This is a genomic window from Coleofasciculus sp. E1-EBD-02 (assembly GCF_040218245.1).
Taxonomy (GTDB): domain Bacteria; phylum Cyanobacteriota; class Cyanobacteriia; order Cyanobacteriales; family Coleofasciculaceae; genus Coleofasciculus.
The window spans coordinates 40984-60495 of record NZ_JAVJQN010000033.1 but is presented as its reverse complement, the minus strand read 5'-3'; the positions used below and the strand labels follow the sequence as shown (position 1 = coordinate 60495).

19 protein-coding genes are annotated in these 19512 nt (G+C 41.3%); 2 read left to right on the top strand and 17 right to left on the bottom strand.

From position 1 onward, the window contains the following. Positions 1-46 precede the first annotated feature (46 nt). The 17 genes from RIC07_RS05785 to RIC07_RS05705 all read right to left on the bottom strand — a co-directional run bounded on the left by RIC07_RS05785 (position 47) and on the right by RIC07_RS05705 (position 17567). The gene (locus tag RIC07_RS05785) at positions 47-1174 is read right to left on the bottom strand and encodes a glycosyltransferase family 4 protein (RefSeq protein WP_446393683.1); all 1128 of its coding nucleotides are present in this window, start codon (positions 1172-1174) and stop codon (positions 47-49) included. Beyond that, positions 1174-2010, bottom strand: a complete 837-nt coding sequence (locus tag RIC07_RS05780) for a class I SAM-dependent methyltransferase (RefSeq protein WP_446393682.1) — start codon at positions 2008-2010, stop codon at positions 1174-1176. The genes RIC07_RS05785 and RIC07_RS05780 overlap by 1 nt, the downstream gene beginning before the upstream one ends. A gap of 143 nt (positions 2011-2153) precedes the next feature. After that, positions 2154-3404 (bottom strand): glycosyltransferase family 61 protein, encoded by a 1251-nt coding sequence (locus RIC07_RS05775; RefSeq protein ID WP_446393681.1) that lies wholly within the window; start codon positions 3402-3404, stop codon positions 2154-2156. 9 nt (positions 3405-3413) lie between these two features. Continuing rightward, positions 3414-4628, bottom strand: coding sequence for a hypothetical protein (locus RIC07_RS05770; protein ID WP_446393680.1), 1215 nt, complete (start codon positions 4626-4628; stop codon positions 3414-3416). A gap of 25 nt (positions 4629-4653) precedes the next feature. After that, the gene (locus tag RIC07_RS05765; RefSeq protein ID WP_446393679.1) at positions 4654-5706 is read right to left on the bottom strand and encodes an NAD-dependent epimerase/dehydratase family protein; all 1053 of its coding nucleotides are present in this window, start codon (positions 5704-5706) and stop codon (positions 4654-4656) included. Positions 5707-5764: 58 nt separating this feature from the next. Continuing rightward, positions 5765-6835: a sulfotransferase family protein gene (locus tag RIC07_RS05760; RefSeq protein WP_446393678.1), complete on the bottom strand. Its 1071-nt coding sequence runs from the start codon at positions 6833-6835 to the stop codon at positions 5765-5767. Positions 6836-6854: 19 nt separating this feature from the next. Beyond that, positions 6855-7844, bottom strand: a complete 990-nt coding sequence (locus tag RIC07_RS05755) for a glycosyltransferase family 2 protein (RefSeq protein WP_446393677.1) — start codon at positions 7842-7844, stop codon at positions 6855-6857. Continuing rightward, positions 7828-8757: a hypothetical protein gene (locus tag RIC07_RS05750; RefSeq protein ID WP_446393676.1), complete on the bottom strand. Its 930-nt coding sequence runs from the start codon at positions 8755-8757 to the stop codon at positions 7828-7830. Before RIC07_RS05750 ends, RIC07_RS05755 begins: the two co-directional genes overlap by 17 nt. 63 nt (positions 8758-8820) lie before the next feature. Continuing rightward, positions 8821-10053, bottom strand: a complete 1233-nt coding sequence (locus RIC07_RS05745) for a glycosyltransferase family 4 protein (RefSeq protein WP_446393675.1) — start codon at positions 10051-10053, stop codon at positions 8821-8823. Further along, positions 10050-10913 carry a class I SAM-dependent methyltransferase gene (locus RIC07_RS05740; protein WP_446393674.1) on the bottom strand — a complete coding sequence of 288 codons (864 nt, stop codon included), beginning with the start codon at positions 10911-10913 and terminating at the stop codon, positions 10050-10052. Before RIC07_RS05740 ends, RIC07_RS05745 begins: the two co-directional genes overlap by 4 nt. Positions 10914-11390: 477 nt before the next feature. Then, positions 11391-12323: a class I SAM-dependent methyltransferase gene (locus RIC07_RS05735; RefSeq protein ID WP_446393673.1), complete on the bottom strand. Its 933-nt coding sequence runs from the start codon at positions 12321-12323 to the stop codon at positions 11391-11393. A gap of 28 nt (positions 12324-12351) precedes the next feature. Then, a complete protein-coding gene (locus tag RIC07_RS05730) occupies positions 12352-13149 on the bottom strand; it encodes a sulfotransferase domain-containing protein (protein WP_446393672.1) in 798 nt (265 codons plus the stop codon). A gap of 12 nt (positions 13150-13161) precedes the next feature. Next, a complete protein-coding gene (locus tag RIC07_RS05725; RefSeq protein ID WP_446393671.1) occupies positions 13162-14442 on the bottom strand; it encodes an ABC transporter ATP-binding protein in 1281 nt (426 codons plus the stop codon). Positions 14443-14478: 36 nt separating this feature from the next. Next, complete coding sequence (locus tag RIC07_RS05720; protein WP_446393670.1) at positions 14479-15300, bottom strand: ABC transporter permease; 822 nt, start codon at positions 15298-15300, stop codon at positions 14479-14481. 232 nt (positions 15301-15532) lie between these two features. Further along, positions 15533-15739 carry a glycogen debranching protein gene (locus tag RIC07_RS05715; protein ID WP_446393706.1) on the bottom strand — a complete coding sequence of 69 codons (207 nt, stop codon included), beginning with the start codon at positions 15737-15739 and terminating at the stop codon, positions 15533-15535. Between the two features lie 143 nt (positions 15740-15882). Beyond that, entirely contained in the window at positions 15883-16380 is a 498-nt protein-coding gene (locus tag RIC07_RS05710) for an N-acetyltransferase family protein (protein ID WP_446393669.1), read from the bottom strand. 62 nt (positions 16381-16442) lie between these two features. Continuing rightward, the gene (locus RIC07_RS05705; RefSeq protein WP_446393668.1) at positions 16443-17567 is read right to left on the bottom strand and encodes an RNA polymerase sigma factor, RpoD/SigA family; all 1125 of its coding nucleotides are present in this window, start codon (positions 17565-17567) and stop codon (positions 16443-16445) included. 329 nt (positions 17568-17896) lie between these two features. Between RIC07_RS05705 and RIC07_RS05700 the strand changes: the two genes are divergently transcribed. Both RIC07_RS05700 and RIC07_RS05695 read left to right on the top strand, forming a co-directional pair. After that, on the top strand, positions 17897-18160 hold the full coding sequence (locus RIC07_RS05700; RefSeq protein ID WP_446393667.1) for a hypothetical protein: 264 nt from the start codon (positions 17897-17899) through the stop codon (positions 18158-18160). A gap of 26 nt (positions 18161-18186) precedes the next feature. After that, a complete protein-coding gene (locus RIC07_RS05695) occupies positions 18187-19488 on the top strand; it encodes an acetylornithine/succinylornithine family transaminase (protein ID WP_446393666.1) in 1302 nt (433 codons plus the stop codon). Positions 19489-19512 lie beyond the last annotated feature (24 nt).

Genomic DNA, 19512 nt, shown 5'->3' with positions numbered 1-19512 from the left:
CCGCGCTCTAGAATAGCGCTTACACCAGGCATAATCAACTATCCTCCTAGATTGTTCTTTTACCTGCTACACGTTCAATCATCTCAATATAAATTGGACGCAGTTTATCCCAGCTAAAGCGTTCATAGATACTACGATGCCGGAGATGACATTTTGACTCATCATTCCCTTCTGCTAAAACTTGACTGATCAGACTCGCTAAGCTACCTGTCAATTCAAAGTTGGCAAAATATCCCTCCTTTCCTAGAACGAAGTGGGCGATTTCATAATCATGAGCGAGACACGGTAAGCCATAAGACATAGCTTCTAAGAACACGCGCCCGAATCCCTCGTTTAAAGAAGCTAACACAAAAACATCAGCCACTCTATAATAATCTACTACTTGATTAGGGGCAACAGTTTTGATTTGAAAACTATCAGTCCCTAATAGCTGATTACCTAGCTGATGAATTTCAGGAGATTGTGCTTCTTGTTGTCCGAGCAGCAACAGATAAGGGCGCGGTTTAGGCAAGGCAGCTATCTCCCGAATCAGATAATCCATGCGCTTATGAGATTTATTAATAGCTCCTACCGATAAAATTATCTGTCGTCTCTCAGGTAATCCCAGTTGGCTTCGTAATGCCTCTCGTTCAGGGGTGGACAGGATTTTTAGTTCGGTAGGTATCTTGATGCCGTAGGGAATGAGACTTTGTTTCGCAGCAGGCACTCCCCTATCTAAGACAGCCTGGAAATGAGAGGGTGCTACTTGCTGCATATGATCGCAGTAGGGTAAGAAGGGCGGAAAAAAAGGAGCGCCATTGGAGAACAAAAGTTTGTAACTTTGTTTCGTTAAACGCCGCCAGTGCCAAAGGACATTACCTAAAGTACCATCACTGAAGTAGATAACATCGGGTTGTTGTTGATAAATGTGTTGTAATAGGCTTAGAGTAAAAGACACTTGCTCGATATAATAGGAATTGCGTCTAATAATTTTGCCGAGCTGAACAGCAATCCAACCCTGGCGTGATAAATTCCATAAAGTAATTTTGGGGGTACTCGATTCTCCACTACCCTTAAATAAGGTAATGTCTAGTGTAGAGTTTTGGTATAAAGCGTCAAAACACTCCTGAGTAAAAGACTCGAATCCCCGCTTTACCTTATCCAATCCTGAACATAGAAGAAAAACCCTAGTCATTATAACCCCTGTAGCAGGAAAAGGACGCGATTAAAGGGTATGGGTAATCTAGCCAAAAATTCCAGCATACGAGCTTTTTTGAGCATGGCGGGTGTTATTTCTGAATGCTTGACAAAGCCATACACTTTACTCCCTCGACGCTCAAACCCATAAAACCCAAAACCTAAGCTGCGAATAATCCAAAGCATTAGTTTTTGCAGATGGAAGTTTTGCGGTAAATGGCATTTGATAGCAGGTGCAAAACTCCAACTTACAGCAAAGGCTCCACCCACTCTAAGCAAATGGTTAATTTCCACGACAGCACCAATGGGATCGATTAAGTGTTCCAAGACTTCTGTTGATATAACTGCATCATAGAGGGGATCAGGTCGTTCTAAAATTCGGATCTGGGGAAAATCTGATAAATAGTGTTCAATAGTTTGGCGAAATTCTGTAATATCAACTAAATCGATGACCTCTACTTGAGGTATATATGTCGCACATAAACGTGACACTGTACCAATACCACCTCCAAAGTCGAGGATTTTGCGAGGTTGTACATGGGTAATTAGGCGCACTGCTGCTAGACGATCATTAATTGTTGCCTGATCAGATTCGGAAAAAGCCGCATTAATTAGCCAAACTGGATGTTGGTAATACTCACGGAGAAAATTTGAGAGATTCAAGCTACGGGAGTTTTTGGATGAGAGTTCCTCCCAAGCCTGATCGAGAATTTGCCATAGTCTTTGTAATGTGATACCGTGACATTCTTCTGATTTATCCAGATAACTTACTGCCTCACTCCATCGACTGTCTATATCTAGACGCTTACTAACTTGTTCCCATTTATATACCATGAGTTGACTAAAATTAATAATTATTTACAGAATAAAACATTCTATTTTTATATATAACTTACTAAACTTTATACTTTTAAATAGAGAAGATTTGAAACTAGACTTACTAATGGCAATGTACCAAATGAAAAGTTATTTTCTAACTAAACAATCTTAGCATAGCTCATAATGTGTTGTAGAGAATTTATTTCTATGGCAATATCTTCTCCAACATTATGAATTTCTGTATATTGATTATGTCTCTCACCTTTACCAAATAAGTAATAATATTCAATACTCATCTGATTACTAAGTGCCCAGTACATAAGATTTACATAATTTGGCGATAAAAACTCTATAACCTTAGTCCCTGGATTGCAAAATACTGTATTAGCTAATCCAGCACCATGAGCAGAAACTACAACTTGAGCAGAAGAGAAAAGTGATGCTTGCTCAACGACTGACATCGACTCTAGTACTATACTTTTAAAACCTAAATGAATACTTAAAAAATTCAGCACTTCATCTTCATTTACGACTCGACGCCAACTTGCCTTGGCACGACTAATATAAATACGTTTGGGGATGTCTAACTTTTCAGGTTTCATTCTAGTCAAAAACTCTCTCCTCAAAAATTTACAAACCCACTGTGGCATGTTACCTACATTTCCAGCTAGAGAAGGTACTACTAAACGAGTTGCTTTGATGTGAGGGTATTGACTACTTTCTATTATCTTTTCTGCCCTAATTCCTAAAATATTCAATGTTTCTTTGTGGAAAGGTAGTTGATAGCTGTTAACTAAAAATTTATCTATGCAACTTATATCTAATTCAGATCGACGCAACAACTCAATGCGCGGCAATAAATCAAACATCCAATGGTAGTATCCTACACCTCCTGCTACTGATAAAACAGCTACTGTACCGTTAACTTTGTATATACGTGGTAACTTCCACTGATAAAAAACACGATGAGCGGCATCTCTTCTTACGAAATCAAAGGACACATCAGCTAATAGTTTATCGTCTGGGGTAATTATAGCGCCGCTATTCCCCCAGACACGCCCATCAGTAACTATTGCCACAAAAGTTTCGGAAAAAATATTTTTTCTTTTATTTTCTCTAGAAATGATTTTATATGTTTCATGCACTTTTATAAATTTCCAATATATATTTTCATCGATTGAATTAGGTAGTTTGCTATATATTTTATAGCCATAATCATCTTCGACGAAGTTTTTCATTATTTTGCCTTGACTACTTAAGCTAGACATAGCAAAAAAATCCGATGTAAATCTATAAAATCCCTTTGGAGGACCTAATATTTCTGATTTTATAGGTAATTTTTGAATTACCGTAGCAAGTTTATTTTGACTTGAATTCAATAAACTCCTAATTTGATAACGTAAATTCATAATTTAATTTTACTCCGTATGCAACAAAAAAATTAAATTTATAAAATGATTTATTTTTAAACCAATTTTGCTTTTTGAAAAATTGGTTTTGATTACTTTGAAAGCTAATTTAGATAATTCTTCATTGAGATAGTTATGATTAATTATAAATCCTAAAAATTGTTTTACCTTTGAAAGTTGATTGCTTTCCAATATATATCCGCATTTCCACTTATCAATAAATTGATTACAGGCAGAGTAATCAGGACCACATGATAAAATCGGTCTTCCAACCGCCATGTAGTCTGTCAGCTTAGTGAAAACTGAAGACCGGATTGCATGGGCATACTCAGGTCGAAACGAGGAGGCAACCAGCAACAGGTCAGCCTGCTTGAGATATGAGTCAAGTTCAGTATAAGGAATAAAAGAGCCATAGACAACTTGCCATTGCTTCCATTGTTTTTGGTAAAGATCCCAAAACGATTGGTGAGTGTACAAAACCAACTCAATCTCTTTTCCAGCGCATCTTAACTGGAAGATAGCTTCCGCAACTACAGCAAGGGCATCATAATGGAGAGGTAAAATAGAGCCAGCATAGGCAACTTTAAATTTCCCTTTACGTTTAGGTAATTTATCAGGTGGATCTTTGCCTGATAGATCAACTGGATTATGAACAATCAGCGAGTGTTTAGGACATAATTGATAGCGACTGGATATGTCGGCTTCTAATTGCTCACTAATCATTAACCAACCGACAGACTCTTGTAAAAGTTTATAAGCAACTGTTTGGGTACTTCCTGATAGCCAGCGTGAGTCTGCTTTTGCTAACCAATCATCCATCAAATAAATTAAACTTGGACAATGAAAATGATTCGCTAATTTATGCCCCATTAGTAAGCACCAAGAGGTTAAGGGGCAGACTAGTATGACTTCAGGGTCAAAATCTTCTAGGCTTTTTTGATTGGCAATGGGTAGCCACTCAAGCAGTTGCAGGTTAAGGGCATTAATTAAAAGTCCAAGTCGATTTTTAAGAGGAGGTAGATAAGAGCCTGGAAATGGGAAGACTCGTTGGTCAAATGGTGGAGCAGTAGGTTCTGTTTTTAGTGAGGTCTCTGGGGCAAATAGCATTAACTGTTCAGATGGATAAGCGTCTAATAGATTGAACAGCGTTCGATTGGCTCCCATACCCTCTTTACTCAGCGGTACTTCGCTAACTATTAGAAGACGTGGTAGATATTTTATCATTGTTAACTAGAATTAGCAGGCATGTTTACTTGATTCGTTCAAACCAAGCGGCAATAATTGCGGCAAAAATATCCTCTAAGGATTTAGTGATAGACCAAGGCGGATAATGCTCTTTGATTTTACGCAAGTCACTATAGTAGCAGATATGGTCGCCATCTCGGTTGTTTTCTAAATACTCATAGTGCATTTTTTTAGCCGTCAATGAAGCAACGATATCAAAGGCTTCTAAGATTGAGCAAGTGTTATTCTTGCCACCACCTAGATTGTATACCTCGCCACAGCGGGGAGCTTGGATGAACGCTTCAACTAAACAAGCAACGTCATAGGAGTGGATATTATCCCGAACTTGTTTACCTTTGTAACCAAATACTTTATAGGGGCAACTCTCTAGGTTACACTTCACCAAGTAGCTCAGAAATCCGTGCAGTTCCACACCCGCATGATTGGGTCCGGTTAAGCAGCCACCCCGCAGACAGCAGGTTTTTAAGCCAAAGTAGCGACCATACTCCTGTACCATAATATCAGCGGCGAGTTTAGAGGCTCCAAACAACGAGTGCTTGGATTGGTCGATGCGGAATGATTCCGGGATACCCTGTTTATAGTGAGGATCAGCATAGTCCCAACGGGTTTCTAACTCTACCATGGGAATCTCGTTGGGAGCATCACCATACACTTTATTCGTGGAAAGATAGACAAAGGGCGCTTCTGGAGTAAACTGGCGAGTGGCTTCCAAGAGATTCAATGTCCCTACCGCATTGATGTCAAAGTCATCAAAGGGCATCTTAGCTGCTAAATCATGGCTAGGTTGTGCTGCGGCATGGACGATCGCATCCGGTCTGATACTCTCAGCTAAGTCTAGAATACCACTGCGATCGCGAATATCTAACTCGTGATGGACAAAGCTTTTAATCTGTGACTGTAGACGCTGTTGATTCCAGCGCGTATCCCCTTGAGCGCCGAATAAAACTGCTCTCTGGTTATTATCCACACCATAAATTTCCCAACCCAGTTGAGCAAAATGCAGGCAGACTTCAGAACCAATCAGTCCTGATGAACCAGTGACAAGCAGCTTAGGCATACTTTATCTTAAAATAAATGAACTGAGAGCAGCTTTTACCCTATCAGGCAATACCACTTTAATTTTCCCATACCTGGGTCACTTCCTGAGAGTTCGATGGTATGCCCAATACCTTCTGTGTTAAGCGAACCATCGTTCCTCCTACACCTCGTCTTTGAAACGAGCGAATGAGTCGTATGATCTGGTATTCATACTCCCATTTTTGGCGTTCCTCTCGTTTCTTTATTAACGATTCCAAGGACAAGGTAGTCCATAGCTTAAACCTAGGAGGACGATAGTATTCCAGGATTTGCGCCAATTCTTCATAAGCATATCCCATTTGATTGATTCTGTCTTGTCCCAGCCACTGCAAATAATCGTTTGCTAATCGCCAGATCTGAATATCTTCCATTCCCCTAACCCACTTTTCTATCCTATTAACGTCCGGTTTGCTCATTTGATAGATAGTCTTTTGATCACCAAAGCGCCATTTAGGAACCTGATCTAGTCCATAATCTATCATTGCTGATAAAAATTCGATATCTAGCCACTCGCAAATTTTTCTCATTTCACTCTCAGGATTTTTTGACAATTGTTCATAATGCAAAACTATACACCTATCTCCTAGTAGCTTTATTCCTTCCAGTAAAAGTGTTGGTGATCGAATTAAATCATTTTTTATTCCATCAAGTAAAATCCAATTTTCCTTTGAACCACAACCGACAGACGAATACAGTACAGCCAATGGATTCCGTAACAAAATGATAAATTTTGCATTGGGAAAAGTACGGTATAGTTCTGGAATAATTAAGTAATAACGGGGTGTCTTGTCCAGGAAATAACGTTTACCTGAACTTGCTAATGCCTGACTATATAAGTAAGTGTACATTTGACGTATACCCTCGAAATACACCTCTTCACGATCAGGAAAGTTCTGAAGGAAATCGTTAAGAGCCATTTGAGCCAAGCTTTGCCAGTATTCCGCCTGATATCCTTCAGTTCGTAGGGCATAAAGAGGATGTAACATTAACCAAGGCTCAGATACTGTATAAATATCGGGGTGGTTCCCTAAAATTCGCTGAGTCAATGTAGAACCAGCGCGGGGTTGAGAAATTAAGAAGAGGAGGTTGTCGCCTTGTAAATTAATCATAAATCAACTCTACAATTGATTATTTTTTCCTTTTAACAATAAATAATAAATACTTTGATTTAATCCATACATAGGCTATGTGAGGCAACAAAATTCTGAGAGCTAATTTGTAGTCAAGGTGATCAGGTTGATAATGCAGACTTTTTAGATAGTACCGAATAGCATCGACTCTATTATTTACTGAATTCGTAGATTCTAAGAGTGATTGTCTGGCTGCTCCTCTAGCCACCACCGCCAGATATTTCCCTAGCTTTCGTCGAATTGTATCCTGTTCTTTCGGACTCAGTTGCTTGAGAAGAAGAATGTTCTTTTTGTAGGCGTACTCTAACTCAGCTAGATGCTGGATAACTTTTGCACTGGACACTCCACTTTGGCATCTACGGTATTCAGCTAAAGGTTGATCATAATATACAATTTGTAGCTGCTTGGTTAGCCGAATCCGCATTTCATAATCATGGTAAATGCCTAGATAAGTATCGTAGAATCCAATATTTTTCCAAGCTTGATAATTAACTAATTCGTTCCTAAAAAGATTACGCCTCGGAAACTCTCTAGAGAAGGTCTGGCGAAAAACATCACCTTGAGGTGGTGTTTCTCCATCAGCCCATACTCCAGTACGAATACCGTCCTCCGTGATATAATAGTAGTTGGAAAATGCAATCTGAGCATGAGGATTTTCTTGAAGCAGCTTCGCTTCTTTTTCAAGTTTGGTTGGGAGAATTCTGTCATCCCCATCAACATAAGTGGCATAATCCCCTGTAACAGCTTGCATTGCATGTATGCGAGTTTGGGCAACGCCTTGGTTTTGAGAATGATAAATAGGGGTGATTAGCTCTGGGTAACGAGAGGCATAACCAGCAATTATATTTTGTGATCCGTCGGTAGAGCAATCATCAACGATGATGATCTGGTAGGGTTTCAACGTCTGATTAAGTACACTTTCAATTGCTTCAATCAAATATTTTTTTTGATTATATGAAGTAATATAAATACTAATTTTTAAAGGCATTTTTATTAAAAGAAAATAATTTAAATAAATTATGTATCCCCAAAAGTCGATTAATCATTCCATTTATTAGTCTCACCAAAACTTTAGTGCTTGGGAATAAAATTGGTAAAATTTGCCAATGCCTTTGCAAAAACTCGCGTCCCCAAGCAAGTTGTAATCCTCGAGAAGTCATGATATGAGTTGCATCTGCAATAGAAAATAAATAATTCCACCACTCACATCCCATCAACTGACGATTCCAGTCAGCCTCTGGTCCTTCCCATGTCTTATTCTTACGATGTGGAACATGGGCATAGTCATGATTTTGATGCACGATGGTCACAGTTCTCGTAACGTCAATAACAGGAATGCCAAGTTGACGAGTTTTGTAGATGAACCAGTTATCCCATCCTGGACGACCAACAGCAAAGGGTGGAAGTCTTCCTAGTGGACTATCTCGCGGAAACACGAAAAAGTCAATTCCCATTGGAGAAAATAGCACTCCATGACTAGCAACATATTCACGCAACTTTTTGTCCCAATTGATCGGGGCAAAATCTAAGGGTTCTGTAATATCTATATTCCAACGCTGACCGACCATCAGAAATCGGCGGAAATGAATTTTTGGTAACGCTTCTATAAAATCTCTGAGTAGAATAATATCAGCATTCACGTAGCATAACAAGGGGTGGCTAGCTACCTGTTGTACTTGGTCAAAAGCTGAGTTGAGTAGGGGTGTACCATATTCGTTACGGGCAAGGCTAGGAATCCATTTTGCACCAAACTCAGTTACTACTTCCTCTATTCCTGGTTCATTTCCACACAAAATGATTTCACAAGCTGGATGGAGGCGAGACCAACTTTCGATCGCGTTACGTTGAATAATGCCAATGTGTCCGTTAAAAGGTTTAGGAATCGAAAAAATGGTTAACATGACTATCTTTTCTAGCAGCTAACTTGGCTGACTTGACTGACGCTACGAGTTAGACAAAATCCATTAACTGAGCAAAATTTCTTGATAGAGTTTAATATATCGCTGAACTTGGAGTTCTAAGGAGAATTCCTCTAGAGCGATCGCCCGACAGTTTTGATCCATGTGCTCTCGTAGCGTTTTATCCTCCAGTAGCTGGACAATACCATAACACAAATCCCGATCATCTTCGGGTTCAGCTAAATAGCCAGTGACTCCTGGACGCACTAGATCCGGAACGCCACCAATTTTAAAGGAAACCATGGGTGTGCCACAGGTCATACTCTCTTGTAACATTAAAGGTAAATTATCGGCACGAGTCGGAAAAACAAACAAGTCAGCGGCTGAATAGGCAATGGATTTGAGGCGATCGCTGCTCACATAGCCAAGATTGAGAGTCGCAATACCCGTTGCTTGGGCGATCACTTCTCCCCTATCACCTAGAGTGAGTAGCACGGTTTCAGCTTTAAGGGATTCAGGTAAGTGAGAGAGCGCTTTCAGAAGCAGATCCCCACCCTTGCGGGTATCTTTTAGATTCTCAGCTCCAAACATCAACACTTTTTTGCCGACGGGAATACCAAGCAGGGATTTACACTGTTCGCCGTCCAGAGGTTGATAAGCTATGGTATCAATACCATTGGCAATGTGATGAATTGGGAAGCGGTTAAGCATACTTTGCTTGGCTTGTTCAGCTAGCCAGCGGCTGGGAGTGACGATAGTTAAGTGGGAATGGTGATAGACCCAATTCTTCAGTTTCCATTCAAAGCGAGTATTATCCCTCTGGATAGCTGGATAAGTTTCTGGGTAAGGACATTTACCACAACCAATTTTCCAGCGATCGCACTCATAGCTATAGGTGCAATGACCGGTGAAGCTCCACATATCGTGGAGAGTAAAAACAGCAGGTTTGTTTGCTGTTAATGAGGGAATAGCCAGGTAGTTAAAATATCCACCATAACCTCTGTGGAGGTTGTGAAAATTAATAATATTAGCGTTCTGATAAAAAGCGTGCTTAGGAATATCAAAGGTGTTGAGGAGATGAATAAAATTAAGACTTAAGCGACGAGTCAGGCGATAGATTTGATTCTCTAGTCGGAGTTGACGAGGAGGCATACCCGCCACGCGATCGCTGCTAGTTCTCACTTCCCCAACTAGCAAGCGCGAGTCAACGCCCTGAGCCAGTAAACCTTGATGCAGCCTATAGGCGGCGATCGCTGCTCCACCAGCAATATCTGACTGATTGATATGTAAGATATTCATGTCACTGGTTTAATCGCTTCCATATAAAGTGAATCAGGTTTGTAGACTGTTCCATCTGGTTCTGTATCAAGATTATAGCTAGCCCAATCTAGAATATAGCTTTCTGTAGCAGCACGCTGAGTGATAGCCTCGAAGCCAGCTTTCTCCAGCAACAGAGCTAAGGAGTAACGGTCATACATCCACTGGTGAACTTCACCACTTTGACGGAAACGTCCAATCTGTAGAGCAGTATACTCTTTGTTCAACAGAAGTTTGAGTAATGACTCGCGACGATAGTTAGGATAGCGCAAAAAATGATAAATCTGCTTGAGTAAGCTTATCCGTTTAGTGTCTTGTACTTGATCGGGTTGATGTTGTTCTCGTTGCTCCCGTTGCTGACACCCTGCTTCAATCAAGTTTTTCGCTTCCATTCCACAGCGATTGAGAATAAATTCCACATTAGGGATATTTTTCCTAGTTAGATATTCTGCCATTTTCCCCCCAGAATGCTCCCTTACTGTTTGGTCATACATCTCCAATAAAATCCACTCATAATTAGCCGCCCACTCTTGAGAACCAGAACTAGCTTGCTCAAGAGCAATCAAATACGTTCGCGCAATTTGCTCCAGATCCGGAACGACAACTCTCAGGACACTTTTGGGACGCAATACACGGTAGCATTCTCTAATCAAAGATTCAGCTTGTTGCCTAGACAAGTGTTCGAGTAGATGGGAGTGATAAACAACATCAAAAGAGACATCAGCGAAAGGGAGTCCTTGAGTAATATCGCAGGCAAAGACATCAGCGTCAGTTGAGACAAAATCTAGGTTAGTCCAGGTAGAATGAAAGCGACGACCACAACCGAGATTAAGATAATTCATGGGCTGAATTGCTTGGCAATTTAGGATTTTGTGACTACATACAATATAAAATCCACACTAGCTTTCTTTGAACTCTGGTCGAGTCTATACAGGGTGATTTTTTAGGAACATCCCAATTTTGCATGTTAGCTATTTTGGGAGGGCTGAAACCCTTGAAATACCTTTATTTTAGGTGATGTTGTTTCCAAAATGGATGCTCCCGCTTTCAGCAACTAGGTTTGATAGTTCGGCTCTCCCGTACATGGTGTGATAAATTTTACTTATGTGTGTGGCGATTGGCTTGATTTGAGGAAAACCTAGCTTTTAAGCTGGATTAGTTGGGTTTCCTTTGTCAACCCAACCTACAAGCATTACACCGTGGGACTTTAGCTTAATTCATAATACTTTATTATCACTCTAAGTACGGGAGAGCCATAGTTCTTTTCCCAGAGTGACAATAGAGTGATAGTTTATTTAGATTCTGTCAAAGCATATAATTTAACTCATCTTTTCAAAGCAAACGTATAAGGTATGTCCTGGGATAAAACCCCTAATCAAAGGTGATTGTTGAAGCATAGGTTTTAAAAGCTTATGAAATATATGAAAACTCAAGCTACTGAATAACCGATTTGCTGAAAACCTAGATAATTGTCTAGATAGCTGTATTGATATATACCAATCAACATGATATTCAGCTAATGGTTCAAATAGTATTTTATGAACTTTTATGGGAAAAATGTCATTCATATGATAGAATGTTTCTTCGCACCACCGCGTCATGTGGTGAGGCGGTTGGTCTAATAAGTTATTTTGTGAATACTTAATAAAAGATTGAGAATTTGGAACAGAAACTATAAGTTTCCCATTCTTTTTCACAAGATTAATCAGAGCTTGCAAGAACGATTTAGGATAAGCAACATGCTCTAATACTTGAAAACTACAGACAGCATCAAAATAACCTTCTTTCTCCTTTGCTAGTTTATATAAATCTGTTTGGGATACTGGAATTCCTCTTCTGATTGCGTAGTCAACAGCACTTGGATTAAGTTCAATGCCATGGGCATCTATTTTAGATTCTTTACGTAGGCGCTCTACAAAATCTCCTCTCCCACATCCTACTTCTAGTACTTTAGAATAATTTTTGAAATCTTGAATTGCTATATCATGCTCCCACTTATTAGGCATATAGTACCAATCAATTTCCTCAAGTTTTTCGTAGATTTTTCTCGATCCAGCAATATCTAATGGCAAGAAAAACATAAGCTTTGTTTTATTACATTGATACAAATAAATTTCATCTTTATCCATTATTTCCTCTGTAATATCTATGTTAAAATAACTTTGCCAATCAAGAATAATTTGCTCTGTCTTGATTTTTTTTAACAAAGTAATATGTTTATTTTCAGTTAAAGGGCTAATAGCATCCATCATACATACATTTAATTTAATGTTGGCAACTTCACAAATAATTAAGGCGTTCTAGGGCTAAACCATGAACGCGGATAAATTCATTCATTAAATCATCTGTAAAAAACTGCTTCCAATTTCCTACTTGACCTCTGCGAATAAAGGGAATACTAGCATCAGAATCAGATAATCTATAAAACATATTATGCTGGGCTTTTTCCAGAGTTTTCATTTTTTCAAATTTAGATGATTCAATAGCTGCTGTAGCAGCATCATAATTTACCGAAATATTGGCAAATTCTAATATTTTAATTAGTTGAAGAAGTGGGTTTTGCTTGATATTTTCATATTTTATTAATAGAAACTTATTTGGGGCATTATTGATCCACGAATTTACATGACTATTCCATGAAGTATAGTCATCAAAAAAACCATGATTAAATTTTCCTATAAAATCAGCAAATAGAGTATTTCTACTAATTTTCCTGTACTTCATCAAATGAAAATAGTACGATACAGCAACATCACGTCCATCTCGGACTAAGTATATAACATTCCTATAATCACATCTAAAGGGCATGTGACTCTTGATAAATATTGGTTGTTGGATTTGACTACATTGCTCTGGGTTAAGATGAATATCTGGCACTATTAGATGAGAATTAGTGAAATCGCATCGATTTCCGCTCAAATAGTTACCAATTAAAAAGCGAACCCAAGTGCTGCCTGACTTTGGATATGAAACCAAGAATACATTATCATACGATATTTTGATTGGTAATTTTTTATTACCTGAAAAACTTAATCTTTTATTTAAATTATACCAAAAATACGAATAAATTTTGAGCATTTCTATTATAAACTAAATTGAATAGGTCTGCCAATCCAGCTTAGGAGCCACAACTCCAGGCCATTTCTCGGAAAATAGAGGGCCATGATGGTTAATTTTTTCAACAAAAAAATCTAACAAAAAATTACATTCGACCAAAATTTTTACCCCGGGACAACCTGCATGCACTTTAACAAAATGCAACCCGGAATTTAATAAACAAGCAGGTATCGTACACACTGTACGGTATAACCCTGGTGTTGTCTCGGTATTACGGATGGCATAATCAGTCGAACAGAAGGCTATACTCCCATCGTTACTAAGAATTTGAACGACTAGGCGCATTCCTCTGACAGATTCAAAAATTTCATAGACTATTTCTACTTGAATTGCTTTTCCTGCATCAAAATTTCTTTGTACTACATTATCTGGATTGAGTAATCTGATAGCCACAAGACGCACTTCTTTACCACCTGGAGCTTGCTGCCTATCAAACCACTGCATTTCTCCGTTGCTAACTCTATTTCCAGAAGCATATAGCAAATACGAATCTACAACTTGAGAAGTTATTCCCTGATGAAGGATTCTTCCTTGGCAAAATAGGATAGCTGAATGACATAAGGCCTTAAGCGTTCCCATATTATGACTCACAAACAGCACTGTCCTACCTTCCCTTCCCACCTCATCCATCTTACCTAAACACTTCTTCTGAAACTGAGCATCCCCTACTGCCAGAACCTCATCTACAATTAAAATCTCTGGTTCCAAATGCGCCGCCACCGCAAACGCTAATCGCACATACATTCCCGACGAATACCGCTTAACTGGCGTGTCTAAAAACTTTTCAATTCCAGCAAAGTCAACGATTTCATCAAATTTTCGCCTAATCTCCGCCTTGCTCATTCCCAGAATCGCACCATTTAAAAATATATTCTCCCGTCCCGTCAACTCCGGGTGAAATCCTGTACCTACTTCCAACAAACTCGCTACTCGCCCTTTAATCCGAATCCTCCCGGTTGTTGGTTCCGTAATCCGGCTTAAAATCTTTAATAGTGTTGATTTTCCTGCACCGTTACGCCCAATAATCCCAATTCTATCACCCTGCTTAACCTCAAACGATACATCCTTCAGCGCCCAAAACTCCTCATACGCCGGGTTAGCACTCTGTTTTCCCCAAGGTTTCAGTAACCGTTGTCCGAGAGACTTCGCCCCATTAGCCATCACATCCCGCAGCGCCGTGTAACGTTCCTGCTGCTGGTGACCAATAATATATTTCTTACTGAGATTCTCGACCTGAATCACCGTGTCAGACATTATCCATTACCTAGTTCGCTTATCTACTGAAAATATCTAGATTACATCTGCAAATGTACGTTCTACCTTACGAAAATACCACACCCCACTCGCCAATACTCCAAAAACCAATCCCAATGAGAGGAGAAATCCTGGCAGGTAAATTCTGGCTTCCCCACCTAAAATTGCCCAACGAAACCCATCGATTACCCCAACCATCGGGTTGAGTGAATAAACTAATCGCCACTCTTGAGGGACAATCGTGCTACTAAATCCCACAGGGGAAATATACAAACCAAACTGTACGATAAACGGGACAATATAGCGAAAATCCCGATACTTTACATTCAGCGCGGCTAGCCATAACCCTGCCCCCATTGATGCCGCAAAGGCAATTATAATAAAAAATGGTAGTGTCAAAATTCGCCAACTGGGTAGGAAATCATACCACGCCATTAAGCCTAGCAAAATTATCCCTGATATCATAAAGTCTGCAAAGCTGACAATCACGGCACTGGCTGGCACAATTAAGCGGGGGAAGTAGACCTTGGCGATTAAATTGGCATTGCTAATCAAACTATTGCTGCACCCGGAAAGGGCATTGGAAAAAAACTGCCAGGGTAGCATCGCCGCAAACACCAAAATCGGATAAGGAACTCCTTCAGAGGGTAACTTTGCCAGTTTACCAAAAACTATCGTAAATACCACCATTGTTAAAAAGGGTCGAATTAAAGCCCAGGCTATGCCAATGATGGTTTGCTTGTATCGTACCAAGATATCTCGCCATGCCAGAAAGTAGAACAGTTCCCGGTAACGCCACAAGTCTTTCCAATATTGTTGTTCGGTGCGACCTGCCTCAATTATCAGTTCTTGCGTCATTGGTCATTTGTTATTTGTCCTTGGGTAGCTTTTGTTCAATCCTCTGATTTTAAACTGAGAAGAATACCACTAGCGATCGCGTGTCTCCTTGCCTCTGAACAATCCCTTCATACAGCCCCCGTTAAAGCCCATCAGGATATCGACTTTAAACTAATTTACCTCATAAATCCCGTTTGTAGTTTTTTGGGCGCACGTCGGTGCGCCCCTACAATCCCGGAATGTACAAACATCCTCAGTCCAGCTTCAACGCATTGACTGGCACCTCATCCCAAGAACTGACGGTTCTCAGACGCGCTACCCAACCTGCTGATTTTTGCTCCTCTGTCAAGTTCTGCTGAAACGATTCATGGCAGTCTTTGGCTTGGTCTTCGTCACGACAAGCGATGCACGAATAAATCAGACCTCCGGGATCAACCTGTTCATTCACCCAAATCATGATGTTCTCCTCATTCCCTAAAACAGTTAATCACAATCTTAAGTAGATCTACTTATTTTTGTAAAAGACTGGGATCACTGACGGCAAGAGGAAAAACACAGTTTTTGATATTTCATTAGCCTTGGCGACATAAGTTGTAAACCAATTTAATGATTATATAAGCTTTGTGTCGCTAGTTGGGGAAGTGCATCGCCTGTGACTCGGCAAATGCGCCAGTCGGGTAGCACTGTAGCACCTAGGCGCTGATAAAACGCGATCGCAGGTTCATTCCAGTCCAAGACTGACCATTCTAACCGCCCACAATCCCGTTCTACCGCTAGTTGGGCAACATAGGTTAGCAATGCCTTCCCGATACCCTGACGCCGAAATTCCGGGCGCACGAATAAATCTTCGATGTAAATGCCCGGTTTGGTTAAAAAGGTGGAATAGTTAGAGAAAAATAGAGCAAAGCCTACCGTTTGCCCCTCATAGTCTGCCAGAATTGCCTCAATATAAGGTTTAGCCCCAAACAGGTGGTCTTGGAGAGCGTCCACCGTCCCTGTGACTAGGTGAGACAGCTTCTCATACTCAGCCAGTGCTTGAATGAGTTCAAACAGCACTGGCACATCTGTTGGGGTAGCTGGTCGTATCTTTAGCTTGCTCATTGTTCGTTCGTAGTTGGCACGAAGCGTGCCATCAGCGCTAAAGCGCTTACTACAAACCAATCCTAACTTAACCACCCTTGTAGGCGACGAGCAACTTGAGGACGGCGCAGCTTCCGCATGGCTTTACTCTGAATCTGACGTACCCGTTCGCGGGAAAGGTTGAACATGCTGCCCACTTCTTCTAAGGTGTAGGATTCAGGAGTTGCTAATCCATAGCGTAGAGAAATGACATCCTTTTCCCGTTCGGTGAGAACATCACTCAAGACATCGGAAATCTCTTGACGCATCATGGATTCGCTCATTTGCTGTTCGGGCAAGTGCAAATCGTTATCTTCGAGTAAATCCACGAGTTCTGTATCTTCGCCTTTACCCACCCGATGGTTGAGAGAGAGCGATCGCCGACGCAATTGTAACAACTGACGCAAGCTAGTGCGGCTAATGTCTAAGGCTTCTGCGAGTTCGGTTTCGTCGGGAGTCCGTTGCAGTTTCTGCTTGAGTTCCCGTTGCACTTTTTTCAGCTTATTCAGCTTTTCGACAATGTGAATCGGTAAGCGAATGGTACGGGCGTCATTGGCAATGGTACGGGTAATCGCCTGACGAATCCACCAATACGCATAAGTGGAGAATTTGTAACCTTTGGCGGGATCGAACTTCTCTGCCGCCCGATTGAGTCCTAATGCGCCTTCTTGAATCAAATCCAGGAAAGGAACTCCCCGGTTAAGATAACGCTTGGCGATGGAAACGACTAAGCGTAAGTTGGAACGAATCATTTTACGCTTAGATATCTGTCCTCGGTAGAGGCGATTTTCAAATTGACGTTCGGTCAGATCTAAAGCTTGAGCCAGTTCAGCGTTCGTTGGTTTGCGCCCCAACTCCTGGTGCAAGCGTTCAGTCGTCTCGTTCATTTCGACCAGGAATTGAACCTGAGTGGCTAACTCGATCTCTTCTTCTGGCTTCAGCAAGGGATAACGAGCCATCTCCTTGAAGAACGCTCCTACTGTATCGTCAGAGCTAGTTTTATGGTAGCCAGATTGTCGGGTTTTTCCGGCGCGAGTCTCTGTTTCGGAAAATTCGACTTCGACCTGATTTTGGTCATTATCTGAGATTTGCTCACTCTGAGGGTGAGAAAAATCCGTATCTTCTGTAAACTGACGAGTAGCAGTTGGGTTCAATTGTGCGATAGTCATAGTTAGGTTTGAAGTAGGAGTGTTATGAAAGCTTGTGATTGGGTTTTTAGGCAATCGGTCAGTTAGACAGATTGAACTAGACAGATTGGGCAGATGGACTGAATATAAATGGGTACTGTCAATGAAAATTTTTCAACACTGGCTGTAGCTACGGGCTGTACAGCTCAACACAACATAAGAGATGATTTGAGTGAGAGTCGCTATTCAAGGCGCACCCCCATCTCGATACCTTCTCTATGTTTAGGATTAGAAAATACTGATTCTAAGGCTACCAGAAGCAATTTGGCTAGTTGTTGCCCTGATTACAAAATATTGAACAGCATAGATGTATGGATTATAGCGGCAAACTCAATGGGCTATATACAGAATCTCATACAGGTGGCTGTTTTACTCTCTACCGATCGGGTGAAAATAAGCAGAGGGAGCTGGGGGAGCTGGGGAAGCTGGGGAAGCTGGGGAAGCTGGGGAAGCTGGGGGAGTTGGGGAAGCTGGGGAAGTTAACTCAAAACTCTACCTTACCTATTGCCGATTGCCCATTGCCGATTGCCCATTGCCTATTCCCTGTTCCCTGTTCCCTGTTCCCTGTTCCCTGAAAAATGACCAATCAAATTAGGAGATAATGTTCGTGACCAAACCAACTCTCGTCGAGAACCCCGGAATTCCTGCTGAATCAGCAGAGGGTGTATCGACTGCATACAATCCCAAGGATTTCGATACTAACGTGATGGGAACATATAATCGTTTCCCTATCGCCCTAGAACGGGGTACGGGTTGTCGAGTTTGGGATACAGCCGGACGTGATTATCTCGATTTTGTCGCTGGGATCGCTACCTGTACCTTGGGTCACGCCCATCCGGCTGTGATCGAAACGGTGACGCAGCAAATCAAAACGCTGCACCATGTTTCTAATCTGTACTATATTCCCCCGCAAGGAGAATTAGCTCAGTGGATGATTGAGCATTCCTGTGCCGATCGCGTCTTTTTCTGTAACTCGGGTGCGGAGGCGAATGAAGGGGCGATTAAATTGGCTCGGAAATACGCCCACACGGTTCTAGAAATTGATAAACCTGTAATTTTGACGGCGAACGCCAGTTTCCACGGACGCACGTTAGCAACGATTACAGCTACGGGTCAGCCCAAGTATCAAAAGAATTTTGACCCCTTGGTGCCAGGATTCTACTATGTGCCGTATAACGATATCGGTGCCATGGAAGATGCGATCGGAGAATTGGATGAAGGGGATCAACGAGTAGCCGCAGTGATGCTGGAACCCCTGCAAGGAGAAGGGGGTGTGCGTCCAGGCGAGTTGGAGTACTTCCTGCGCTTGCGGAAAATCTGTGACGAGACGGGTATCCTGCTGATTTTAGACGAAGTGCAAGTGGGGATGGGTCGCACGGGTAAGTATTGGGGATATGAGAATTTAGGGATTGAGCCAGATATTTTTACCAGCGCTAAGGGATTAGCGGGCGGTGTTCCGATTGGGGCAATGTTGTGTAAGCAATTTTGTAATGTTTTTCAACCTGGGGATCACGCGAGTACCTTTGGCGGAAATCCTTTGGCTTGTGCGACGGCTTTAACCGTGGCTCAGACATTGGAACGGGACGGTATTCTGCAAAACGTTCAGGAACGGGGTGAACAGTTGCGGACTCGTTTAAGAGCGATCGCGATGAACTATCCCCAGCTCATTAATGAGGTGCGCGGTTGGGGGCTGATTAATGGAATGGAGTTGAACGCGGATGTAGAATTTACAGCAGTGGATGTGGCGAAAGCGGCGATGGAGCAAGGATTGCTGCTAGTACCCGCAGGTCCCCAAGTGGTGCGCTTTGTCCCGCCTTTGATTGTCTCGGCTGAAGAAGTGGATGCAGCCGCTAAAATTGTTGAACAATCCATAGCCAAGCTAGCTAGTTCAATCAGTAAATAGGGTCTGCTGAATAAGTTTTATGGT